Here is a 427-nt window from a genome sequence, read left to right on the forward strand (position 1 = left end):
CCCCTTGTCGTCCAGGACGAAGCCGGTGCCGGTGCCCTGGCCGCCGCTGCCGCGGACGTGCAGGGTGACGACGCCGGGCAGGGCGCGGGCCGCGATGCCCGCGACGCTGCCGGGGTCGCGGTCGGCCTTGTCGGCGGGCGCCTGCGGCAGCGTCACCCGGTGCCCCGGCCCTCCGTCGCGCTCCAGCCACGCGCCGATCCCGCCGCCGATCCCACCGGCCACCAGCGCCACGACGAGCGCGCCGACGACGATCCGGGACCGGCTGACGGGCTTCCCCGCCGCCTTCCCCTCCGGCCGCCGCTCCCCCGCCGCGGCCCACGGGTCGTACTGCCACGGCCCGCCGGGGCCGGGCGGCGTCCCCGGGCCGTAGCCGTAGACGGCGCCGGGGGGCGGGGGGACGGGCGGGCCGGCCGGGGCCGGGTAGCCG

General features: G+C 82.2%; 1 pseudogene. It reads right to left on the minus strand.

Annotated elements, in window-relative coordinates:
* Positions 1–427 (minus strand): annotated as a pseudogene (locus JNW98_RS29790) (protease); the annotation flags it as partial.

Origin of the sequence: Streptomyces huiliensis (assembly GCF_020037025.1) — a bacterium.
In the GTDB taxonomy this organism is placed as follows: Bacteria; Actinomycetota; Actinomycetes; order Streptomycetales; family Streptomycetaceae; genus Streptomyces; species Streptomyces huiliensis.